General features: G+C 49.4%; 6 protein-coding genes. 4 read left to right on the top strand and 2 right to left on the bottom strand.

The genetic code is table 11. The features are described 5' to 3' along the window. Positions 1–132: 132 nt before the first annotated feature. Complete coding sequence (locus DXD25_RS08625; protein WP_233522239.1) at positions 133–1,425, bottom strand: hypothetical protein; 1,293 nt, start codon at positions 1,423–1,425, stop codon at positions 133–135. Positions 1,426–1,821: 396 nt separating this feature from the next. Between DXD25_RS08625 and DXD25_RS08620 the strand changes: the two genes are divergently transcribed. The 4 genes from DXD25_RS08620 to DXD25_RS08605 all read left to right on the top strand — a co-directional run bounded on the left by DXD25_RS08620 (position 1,822) and on the right by DXD25_RS08605 (position 9,660). Continuing rightward, complete coding sequence (locus tag DXD25_RS08620) at positions 1,822–3,597, top strand: oxaloacetate decarboxylase (RefSeq protein WP_117662956.1); 1,776 nt, start codon at positions 1,822–1,824, stop codon at positions 3,595–3,597. An 11-nt stretch (positions 3,598–3,608) separates the two neighbouring features. Then, positions 3,609–4,151: an HDIG domain-containing metalloprotein gene (locus tag DXD25_RS08615; protein ID WP_117662953.1), complete on the top strand. Its 543-nt coding sequence runs from the start codon at positions 3,609–3,611 to the stop codon at positions 4,149–4,151. 37 nt (positions 4,152–4,188) lie between these two features. Continuing rightward, complete coding sequence (locus tag DXD25_RS08610; protein ID WP_117662951.1) at positions 4,189–7,041, top strand: putative LPS assembly protein LptD; 2,853 nt, start codon at positions 4,189–4,191, stop codon at positions 7,039–7,041. Between the two features lie 162 nt (positions 7,042–7,203). Further along, entirely contained in the window at positions 7,204–9,660 is a 2,457-nt protein-coding gene (locus DXD25_RS08605) for a glycoside hydrolase N-terminal domain-containing protein (RefSeq protein WP_117662949.1), read from the top strand. Positions 9,661–9,726: 66 nt separating this feature from the next. Here the strand turns inward: DXD25_RS08605 and DXD25_RS08600 are convergent, their stop codons facing one another. Continuing rightward, positions 9,727–11,463: an AAA family ATPase gene (locus tag DXD25_RS08600; RefSeq protein WP_187360461.1), complete on the bottom strand. Its 1,737-nt coding sequence runs from the start codon at positions 11,461–11,463 to the stop codon at positions 9,727–9,729. Positions 11,464–11,469 lie beyond the last annotated feature (6 nt).

Below are 11,469 nucleotides of genomic sequence, written 5' to 3'. Positions count from 1 at the left end.
GAAACTCAAAATAAAAGCATCATTCTGCTATTTTTTGCTTTCTTAGGCGTTATTTTCAATTAAAAACAACAATTTTAGGCTATAAGAAGAGGGGGCGTCATGGACTTATGACGCACCCTCTCTCATTATATTTTATGCTTCTTCTTCAGTTTCTTCATCCTTCAATGACTCCAGAATCTCTACGAAAGGACTGTGGAAGGTGCTGAAGAGATGGAGAATCTCCTTGCGCTGCTCCTCATCCTCATCCCAAAGGCTGATCTCGCCCTTCTGGTGAGCCTTGATGAGCTTGGCGCAACGTTTGATCTTGCGCTTGTTGTTGCGAGCCTGCAACTGGTCGCCCTGGATAGGCTTCTGGCTTACATACGAGAAAGCTACAAGCTGGTTCATGAACATGTCGAACATCGGATCATCATGGCTCCAGTCGCTGTCCTTCAGCCAGAACCACTGGAAGGCATACTTCTGCTCCATGGCAATGAGGCTCTGTCCCAGGGTATCAATGTCGATGCCCTTTGCCATCTGCTCCTTGATGAAGGCAACGAGACTTTCTGGGGTAATCTCCAGTTCCACCTCGTGGGTGATGCTGCTGCCGGCAATGTTGATGCGCCAGCGGTAGTTCTTGTTCTTGATCAGGGCAGAATGGGCATTCATCATCAACTCGCTCAATTTTCCCTCAGACGGAATCTGATCTACTACGGCAAGGCGCTGGCGCTGGTCGCGAACCACCAGCTGGGCATCCTCATGACGGAGCACGCAGATATAAACCAGTTTGTTGTCGTCCAACTGCAAGGTGAAGCGGTCGTTGTTGTCATCACCTACAAATTCATAGCGATACTCATCTACCTTGTCGTGAGCCACCTCCAGTTCATTGTGTACCTTGTTGCCCTCACTGTCGTAGAGCGAGAAGCCGATGTATGGAATCTGAATATTGAGAGAGAAAGGATTTCCCTCTTCCGGAATCAGAGTAAGGCGCAAGCCTTCGTCACCGAAGTCCTCCTTCTTGCAGACGAAGCCGTCGTCGGTCTTCTCCGCCTTTTCTACCTTCACGTCGCCATGGCGCCAGTAGATATCAAAAGTGATGGTGTTTTCGTCCTCGCTGGTCACCTGGATGAAATCATCGATGTCCTGTCCCAGATAGATAACCTTGGCAGGTTCATATACCTCGGTATCATCATCTTCCAGAGGTTTTACCCACATTTCTCCCGGCATTGGGTCATCTTCCCATTCTTCCTCTTCTGCGGCAGCAGTAGATTTGAAGACCAGGAAGATCATTCTCTGTTCCTCTCTGCTTCCGTCTTCCTTGCAAAGGAAAACCTTCGATTCCTTTGGGATGAAGAAAGGAGTAGATAGATACGGGTTCTTACATAATGCTGTGTATTCCACCTCTGTCCAGATTGGCAAGGTGTGCTTGTTCGTATTATTTGTCATATCTGTTTTTTTGTATTATCCTATTGATTGAACTAAATTTCAAAAACGGATGCAAAGATACTGAGAAAAGCAGACAATACAAAATTTTACGGCCATTTTTTGTTGTTTTCGCTTTAAAAGTTTGTGTTTAGGGAAAGCTTTTGCCCTTTCAGGGCGTATGGATATTAGCTTGGTGAAACATAACAGCCCTGTACCTTTGGCTCTACGCAAGTGAGTTAATAATTAATAATTTCAGTGCCGAAACCATAATAAATTGTGGGAAATGACTGATTTCTCGAATTTTTTGTCTAATTTTGCACCTTGGTATAGAATGCCTTGGCTTGTAATGAGGCTCGGGGCAGGAGATACACATTATTTTATATATAAATTTAGGAAACAAGAAATTTAATAATAAGAATGAAGAAGAAAATTCAGTTCAGTCTCGTTTACCGAGACATGTGGCAGAGTTCTGGTAAGTTCCAGCCACGTAAGGATCAGTTGGCTAAGATTGCCCCAGTTATCATTGAAATGGGTTGCTTTAGCCGTGTAGAGACCAATGGTGGTGCTTTCGAGCAGGTTAACCTCCTCGCTGGCGAGAATCCTAATGATGCAGTTCGTGCATTCTGTAAGCCATTCAACGAGGTGGGCATCAAGACTCACATGCTCGACCGTGGATTGAACGCTCTTCGTATGTATCCTGTGCCAGACGATGTACGTGCCCTCATGTACAAGGTAAAGGCTAAGCAGGGTACCAACATCACCCGTATCTTCGATGGCTTGAACGATGTTCGTAACATCATTCCTTCTATCAAGTGGGCTAAGGAAGGTGGCATGACTCCACAGTGTGCACTCTGTATCACCAACTCTCCAGTACATACACTCGAATATTATATGAACATCGCCGACCAGCTCATCGCTGCCGGTGCTGAGGAAATCTGCTTGAAGGATATGGCTGGTATCGGTCAGCCTGCATTCCTCGGTAAGCTTACCAAGATGATCAAGGACAAGTATCCTGAGATCATCATCCAGTACCACGGTCACTCTGGTCCTGGTCTCTCTATGGCTTCTATCCTCGAGGTCTGCAACAATGGTGCTGACATCATCGATACAGCCATCGAGCCATTGTCATGGGGTAAGGTTCATCCAGACGTTATCTCTGTCATCAGCATGTTGAAGAACGAGGGCTTTGAGGTGCCTGAGATCAATATGAGCGCTTACATGAAGGCTCGTGCCATGACTCAGGAGTTCATCGACGAGTGGCTCGGCTACTTCATCAACCCAGGTAACAAGATCATGTCTTCATTGTTGCTCGGTTGCGGTCTCCCTGGCGGTATGATGGGTTCTATGATGGCTGACCTCGGCGGTATGCGTCAGACTATCAATAATATCCGCAAGAAGAAGGGTGAGGAAGAGTTGTCTATGGACGACCTCCTGATCAAGCTCTTCGACGAGGTAGAGTATGTATGGCCACGCGTTGGTTATCCTCCATTGGTAACACCATTCAGCCAGTATGTAAAGAACATCTCATTGATGAACCTCCTCACCATGGAGCAGGGCAAGGGCCGCTTCGTAATGATGGACGACTCAATGTGGGGTATGATTCTCGGTAAGAGTGGTAAGATTCCTGGAACTATCGACCCAGAACTCGTAGAGCTTGCCAAGAAGCAGGGTCGTGAGTTTACAGATGTAGATGCTCATACATTGCTTACTAATGCACTCGACGACTTCAAGAAGGAAATGGACGAGAACGGTTGGGAGTATGGTCAGGACGATGAGGAGCTCTTTGAGCTCGCTATGCACCCAGAGCAGTATCGCAACTTCAAGAGCGGTCAGGCTAAGAAGAACTTCCTGGCTGACCTCCAGAAGGCAAAGGATGCCAAGCTCGGCAGCACCTTGACTCCAGCTCAGCTCGCAGAGTTCAAGCATGCCAAGGCTGATGCTATCGTAGCACCAGTAGCCGGTCAGATTTTCTGGGAGTTCCAGGGCGAGGGCGAGTGCCAGCCAGCTGTAGAGCCATTCATCGGTAAGGAGTACAAGGAAGGTGATGCCTTCTGCTACATCCTCGCTCCATGGGGTGAGTTTGAGACTGTACCTGCCGCTTTGGGTGGTAAGCTCGTGGAAATCAATGCTAAGCAGGGCAGCAAGATCCGCAAGGGTGATGTCATCGCTTACATTGAGCGCAACGCTGAGTAAACATTGAATTTATGGATTATCAAGCAATTATTGATAAGTATTATCCTGAGGATACGGAGCTTCGCCGTATCCTCATCACACATAGTCAATCTGTAGCGCGAAAAGCGCTACAGATTGTTTCGTCTCATCCCGAACTGCATCTGGATGCCCGGTTTATAGAGGAAGCAGCCATGCTTCACGATATCGGAATCTTTCAGACCGATGCTCCTGGCATTCACTGTTTCGGTTCGCAGCCTTACATCTGTCATGGCCGACTGGGTGCCGAACTGCTGCGCAAGGAAGGATATGAGCGACATGCTCGGGTATGCGAGCGCCACACCGGTGCCGGCATCACGAAAGAGCAGATCGAGAAGCAGCAACTGCCACTGCCTCACCAGGATTTTCTGCCGGAAACCATGGAGGAGAAGGTAATCTGCTATGCTGACAAATTCTTCAGCAAGACTCATCTCGACAAAGAAAAGAGTATCGAAAAGGCAGAGAAAAGTCTCGCTAAGTTTGGCGAGGAAGGAGTAAAGCGCTTCCAGGAATGGGAGCGGATGTTTGAAATAGGATAGAAGTTCAGTAGGGTGACTTCTTAACAATAATTTCTGAATGAGAAAACAATCAACTATAGCTGTTCTGATGTTTGCATCCATCGCTGCCATGATGGTTGCAAACCCGGGTATGCCTTCTAAAAAGAAAGACAAGAAGGCTCAGGTGGATTCTACTGCCGTGGCTGTGGGCGACTCCGTCTTTGTCGATTCGCTCGGCAATGAAATCATCAGTACGGAGACCGATACCACCCAGATGGACTCGCTGCAGAAGGCTATATGGAAACATAATAAGGTGGTGGATGACAGTATCCGACTCGACAGTATCAACAGAAAGAAGTCGGGAGGCATCGACGCACCTGTACAGTATCAGGCCGACGACTCGCTGGTATATGATGCCCACCACAAGGTGGCGCATCTCTATGGAAACTCGAACGTGAAGTACGAGAACATGGATCTTACCTCCGACCGCATCTCCATGGATCTGGATAAGAGCAATGTGAGAGCCAGCGGTACCAAGGACTCGATGGCTGATGGAGGCATCAAGGGAAAACCGGTCTTCAAGATGGGCAATGATACCTATGATACCGATACCATCAAGTTCAACTTCAAGAGCAAGAAGGCCCTTATTAATAATGTATATACCGAGCAGCAGGATGGATTCCTCACCGGTATGAAGTCGAAGCGAGATTCTTCGGGCGTCATCTATCTGCAGCATGGCAGATATACCACCTGCGATGATCCGCATCCCGACTTCTACATCTCGCTCTCCAGAGCCAAGGTGCGCCCCGGCAAGGATGTCATCTTCGGACCCGCCTATCTCGTGGTCTGCGATGTGCCGATGCCGCTGGGTATCCCATACGGATTCTTCCCGTTCACCAAGAGCTACAGCAGCGGTTTCATCATGCCTACCTATGGTGATGAGAGCGACCGCGGTTTCTATCTCCGTGACGGTGGATATTATTTCGCCATCAGCGACAAGTGGGATCTGAAACTGCTGGGAGAAATCTACACCAAGGGTTCGTGGGGACTTTCTGCAGCCAGCAACTACCGCAAGCGATACAAGTATTCCGGTTCCTTCTTCTTCAGTTACCAGGATACGCAGACGGGTGACAAGGGAATGCCTGACTTCACCAAGCAGGAGAGTTTCAAGGTGCAGTGGAGTCACCGACAGGATTCCAAGGCAAATCCGTTCAGTTCGCTTTCGGCAAGTGTCAACTTCGCCACATCGAGCTATGAGCGCAACAACCTCAACTCGCTCTATAATCCTCAGACGATGACGCAGAGTACGAGAACCTCTTCCGTAAGCTGGAGTACCACTTTCTCGAGCATCGGAATGTCGCTCAGTTCTACGGCAAACCTTTCGCAGAATATGCGTAACTCATCCATAGCGATGACCTTGCCCGACCTGAACATCAGTATCTCCCGCTTCTATCCTTTCCGCAGAAAGAAGATGGTGGGCGATGAGAAATGGTACGAGAAGATAGCCATGAGCTATACCGGACAAATCTCCAACAGTATCAATACCAAGGAGGATAAGCTGATGCACAGTTCGCTCATCAAGGACTGGCGAAACGGATGGCAGCATCAGATTCCGGTGAGTGCATCCTTCACCCTCTTCAAATATCTCAACGTGAATCCTTCGTTCAATTTCACCGACCGTATGTACACCAACAAGGTGGAGAAATCGTGGGATGCCACTGCGCAGAAAGAGGTTTGCGATACCACCTACGGATTCCACAACGTATATAACTGGAACATGAGCATAGGACTCTCTACCAAGCTTTATGGCTTCTGGATTCCTAACCGCAAGCTGTTTGGCAATAGGATAGACAGGATCCGCCACGTGATTACCCCGACGGTAAGCTTCAGCTATGCACCTGATTTCGGAGCATCGCATTACGGCTATTGGGATACTTATCAGAAGACTGATGCCGACGGTAATGTATCGCTGGTAAGTTATTCGCCATATAAGAATGCCCTCTACGGCGTGCCGGGTAAGGGCAAGAGTGGTAACATTTCCTTCACTCTGGGCAACAACCTGGAGATGAAATGGAGGGACAAGAACGACAGCTTGAAGAAGGTGAGCCTCATTGATGCGTTTGATGTGAGCATGAGCTACAACACCGCTGCCAAGGTGCGCCCTTGGAGTGATATGAACATCAACCTGCGACTGAAATGGTGGAAGAACTATACCTTCAACATGAACGCCGTGTTTGCCACCTACGCCTACGAGATGGATGAGAACGGTAACGTATATGTCGGCAACCACACCGAGTGGGGCAAGGGCAGGTTCGGACGATTCCAGGGTATGTCGCAGAACTTCTCGTTCACCCTGAATCCAGAGAAACTGAAGAAACTCTTCGGCGGAGGCAGTGATGAGGACGACAAGGACAAGAACAAGCGCAAGGACGATGACGATGAAGGTATGGATACCGACATAGAGAGCAACGTGGACGACAGTATGGAGAAGGGAAAGACGGGAGCCAAGAAGAGCGGTGGCGGAAAAGCTAAGACCGACTCGGACGGCTATATGGCATTCAAGATGCCATGGTCGCTCACCTTCGGATATGGTATCACCATGCGGGAGGATACCCGAAGAGAGAAGTTCAACGAGAAATCGATGAGATATCCATACAAGTTCACCCAGAACCTGAATATGAGCGGTAACGTTCGTATCAGCGACGGATGGAACATCAGCTTCTCTTCCGGTTATGATTTTGATAATCATAAGCTGAGTATGACCACCGCAAGTCTGGCCCGTGACCTGCACTGCTTCAACATGAGCTGTTCGGTAGTGCTGGCGCCATATACCAGCTATAACTTCACCTTCCGATGCAATGCAGCCACATTGGCGGATGCCCTGAAGTATGACAAGCGAAGCGGTTATTCGAATGCTGTACAGTGGTATTAAGCCACCCGGAACGATATGAAATAGCAAGACGAGGATAGCAAGTATTGAAAAAATGCGGGCTATCCTCGTTTTTTATGACCCTATATTTGGATATGTCGAATTTTAATCGTATTTTTGTAGCGGTTATCTGAAAATAAGTAATCAGACTAAATATAATATATAATGAACAAGAAAACCGTATCTATTTTAACCTTTGCGATGCTGGGGGCACTTTCTGCCACCGCACAGCAGAAGACAGCATTGTCTTACTGGTTCGACACGCCTGTTACCCTGAAGGGACAGCAAGTTTGGTATGGAGGCCATCCTGAGAAATGGACTCACAAGAAGCCAATCTCGGCTGGTGATACCGCCCGCAATCCGGATTCGGATTGGGAGTCAAAATCATTGCCTATCGGTAATGGAAGCATCGGTGCCAATATCCTGGGATCGGTAGAGGCAGAACGTATCACCCTGAACGAGAAGACGCTCTGGCGTGGTGGTCCGAACACCAAGAAGGGCGCTGCCTACTATTGGGATGTGAACAAGAATTCTGCCCATGTGATGCAGGAAATCAGAGATGCCTTTGCTGCCAACGACTGGGAGAAGGCTTCGCAGCTTACCCGCAAGAACTTCAACAGTCCGGTTCCATACGAGTCTTATGCCGAGGATCCATTCCGTTTCGGTAGTTTTACCACGATGGGCGAGGCGTATATCGAGACCGGATTGAGCACCGTGGGTATGTCGAAATATCGCCGTGCCCTGTCGCTCGATTCAGCTTTGGCTACCGTTTCTTTCGTCAAGGATGAAGTGAGCTATCAGCGTGAATATTTCATCTCTTATCCAGCCAATGTGATGGCTATCCGCTACAAGGCTTCCCGTCCGGGCAAGCAGAATCTCGTATTCTCTTATGCGCCTAACCCTGTCTCTACAGGCAAGATGGTGGCTGACGGCAAGAACGGTCTGCTCTGGGATGCCCGTCTCGATAACAACGATATGCAGTATGCCATCCGCATCCGTGCCATCAACAAGGGCGGTAGCCTTTCTAACGAAGGAGGAAAGCTGACCGTGAAGGGTGCCGACGAGGTGGTATTCCTCATTTCTGCCGATACCGATTACAAGGCAAACTATAACCCTGATTACAACGATCCTAAGACCTACGTGGGCGTGGATCCGCTGGCTACTACCCACGACTGGGTGAGCAAGGCAGAGGGTAAGGGCTATGTGCAGCTGCTGGATGAGCATTACAAGGATTACAGCCGCCTGTTCAATCGGGTAAGCCTGAATCTGAATGATGCGGCTAATGTCAACGATATGCCTATCGATGAGCGCCTGGCTAACTACCGCAAGGGTGCCAAGGATTTCTATCTGGAGCAGCTCTACTATCAGTTTGGCCGCTATCTGCTCATCGCCTCTTCACGTCCTGGCAATATGCCTGCCAACCTGCAGGGTGTATGGCATAACAACGTGGATGGTCCTTGGCGTGTTGACTACCATAACAACATCAATCTCCAGATGAACTACTGGCCAGCCTGCACCACCAACCTGAGCGAGTGCGAGCTTCCGCTCTTCGACTTCATCCAGACACAGGTGAAGCCGGGTGAGAAGACAGCTAAGTCATATTATGGTACCCGTGGCTGGACCACATCTGTATCCAGCAACATCTTCGGTTTCACTTCTCCGCTGGCAAGCGAGGATATGTCTTGGAACTTCTCTCCATTTGCCGGTCCATGGTTGGCTACCCATCTCTGGGATTATTACGACTATACCCGCGATAAGAAGTTCCTGAGCGAGACTGCATACGCTATCATCAAGGGAAGTGCTAATTTCGCAACAGATTATCTGTGGCATCGCAAGGATGGCGTCTATACAGCGGCTCCTTCCACCTCTCCGGAGCACGGACCGATAGACGAGGGTGCCACCTTCGCCCATGCCGTGATTCGTGAGATTCTGCTCGATGCCGTAGAGGCGAGCAAGATTCTGGGCAAGGATGCCAAGGATCGCAAGCAGTGGGAAGATGCCCTGAAGCACATTGCTCCTTATCAGATTGGCCGCTATGGTCAGTTGATGGAGTGGTCGAAGGATATAGATGATCCTAAGGATGAGCATCGCCATGTGAACCATCTCTTCGGTCTGCATCCGGGCCGCACCATTTCGCCTATCACCACTCCTGTGCTGGCGAAGGCTTCCAAGGTGGTGTTGGAGCATCGTGGCGATGGTGCCACGGGATGGTCTATGGGTTGGAAGTTGAACCAGTGGGCTCGTCTGCACGATGGCAATCATGCCTACAAGCTTTATGGTAATCTTCTGAAGAATGGAACATTGGACAACCTCTGGGATACGCACGCCCCATTCCAGATAGATGGTAACTTTGGCGGTACAGCGGGTATCACCGAGATGCTGATGCAGAGTCACATGGGCTTTATCCATCTCCTGCCAGCCCTGCCAGATGCATGGCAGAAGGGTTCCATCAAGGGTCTCCGTGCCAAGGGCAACTTCACGGTGGATATCTATTGGGACAACGGTCGCCTTACCAAGGCTGTCATTCTCTCCGGCTCCGGTGAACCTTGTCAGGTAAGATATGGAGATAAGGTGAAGAAGATGAAGACCCAGAAGGGCAAGACCTATGAGGTTAGATTTTAATCAATAAAAAAATGTGGTTGATAAAACGGATTTGTTTTCCGTTTTGTCAACCACATTTTTTTATGATTATTCGTTGAGATGCTTCAGCCTTCTCTTTGCCTCGGGATGGCTAGGATAGAGGGTGAGCGCCTTTCTGTAATTGGTGACAGCCGCTTCTTTCATGCCCTCCTTCTCGCACTCCTTACCCATGATTACATACTCCGTGGCTAGGCGCTTCAGGAATTTCTCCTGCTTCTTCTTTTCTTCATCCTTCTGCTTGATAACTTCACGCAAACGCTCGTTCTCTGCCTGCAACTCATTCACCTTGTTCAGCTTCTTGCGGATGAAGCGCTTGGCTAGCGGATGCTCGATGTCGTAACGGCTGTGGATGGCGAGGAAGAAATTATCCAAGGCGGTTTGCATGTCACCCTTGTCATACGCTTTTACGGCATCATGATACTGTCTGTCTGCCTTACTCTGCGTCAACGCCGTGTGGATGGTGTTCTGGTTGTTATACTGGCGGGCAAACTGCTTCACCTCGTTGCGCACGAATATCTCGCTGGGGCGGATAGGCTCCTGCAGACTGATACCTTCCAGGCTGGTGCAGCGGGATAATGCCACATAGGTCTGACCGCCTGCAAAGACACCTCCCGTGAAATCAATCTTGACCTGATTGAAAGTCAGACCCTGACTCTTGTGAACGGTAATTGCCCAGGCAAGTCGGATAGGGTATTGTTCGTATCTGCCGATTTCCTCTTCCTCAATCTTCTTTTCCACCTCGTTGAAATGATAGCGCATATTACTCCAGGCGGCAGGTTCTACCATCACATCCTGTCCATTCTCCGTGCGTACATATATCTTGGCATCATCCTCATCATCGAACCCGATGATGGTGCCCAGAGTACCGTTCACCCATTGGTGCTCGATATCATTCTTGATAAAGATAATCTGTGCTCCGGTCTTCAGGTACAGTTCGATAGGGGTAGGCAGACTGCTTTCCGGAAACTCGCCCTGGATATTGCCCCGGAAGAGTGTTGGCTCTCCTGGCAGGAGTTTGAGCTGGTTCTCGTTGATGAAATCTACGGTATCTCGGCGGGTGGAGAGGGTGATGGCAAGCTTGGAATCACTCTCATCGAGTTGGGCACCCACCCGCTGGTTGAGCAGCTGAAGGTCTTGACTCTGCGCCTGACTGGTTCGGATATGGTCGAGGATTCCGATGAAGACAGGGTCGCTCTGGCGATAAACTTTCTTGAGTTCGATGCTGACGAGCTGGAACTGCTGGAAGATCTTGGCATCGAAGAAGAAGCTGCTGCGATAGAAAGGATTCAGCAGTTTGCGGTCCTCCTCCTTTACCACCGGTTCCAACTGATAGATGTCGCCCACCAGCAGAAGTTGCTTTCCACCGAACGGCTCCCTCATATTGCGGCAATACACACGCAGCACCTTGTCGATGAAATCGATGATGTCGGCACGCACCATACTGATCTCATCGATGATGATGAGTTCCACTTCACGGATAATCTTGATTTTCTCGGAATTATACTTTAATGTATTCCTGATGTTGCGCACGGAATACATACTGTCGTTGGGCAGCAGGGGGTGGAAGGGCAGCTTGAAGAAACTGTGCAGGGTGCTTCCGCCGGCATTGATGGCTGCGATGCCTGTTGGTGCCAGAACGATGTGTTTCTTCTTGGTATTGGCTGCGATGTACCGCAGAAAAGTAGATTTACCCGTCCCCGCCTTTCCGGTGAGGAAAAGCGAACGACGGGTAAACTGTATGATTTGGAGTGCATTCTGCAGCTCCGCATTGTCGAGATCAATCATATTTTA

Source organism: Prevotella sp. TF12-30 (genome assembly GCF_003436715.1).
Taxonomy (GTDB): domain Bacteria; phylum Bacteroidota; class Bacteroidia; order Bacteroidales; family Bacteroidaceae; genus Prevotella; species Prevotella copri_A.
This window is presented reverse-complemented; position numbering and strand designations above follow the sequence as displayed.

What these genes read in the sequence shown, in the direction of transcription:
- DXD25_RS08625 (WP_233522239.1), bottom strand. Translation starts at nt 1,425, where the DNA reads ATGACAAATAATACGAACAAGCACACCTTGCCAATCTGGACAGAGGTG.
- DXD25_RS08620 (WP_117662956.1), top strand. Translation starts at nt 1,822, where the DNA reads ATGAAGAAGAAAATTCAGTTCAGTCTCGTTTACCGAGACATGTGGCAG.
- DXD25_RS08615 (WP_117662953.1), top strand. Translation starts at nt 3,609, where the DNA reads ATGGATTATCAAGCAATTATTGATAAGTATTATCCTGAGGATACGGAG.
- DXD25_RS08610 (WP_117662951.1), top strand. Translation starts at nt 4,189, where the DNA reads ATGAGAAAACAATCAACTATAGCTGTTCTGATGTTTGCATCCATCGCT.
- DXD25_RS08600 (WP_187360461.1), bottom strand. Translation starts at nt 11,463, where the DNA reads ATGATTGATCTCGACAATGCGGAGCTGCAGAATGCACTCCAAATCATA.
- DXD25_RS08605 (WP_117662949.1), top strand. Translation starts at nt 7,204, where the DNA reads ATGAACAAGAAAACCGTATCTATTTTAACCTTTGCGATGCTGGGGGCA.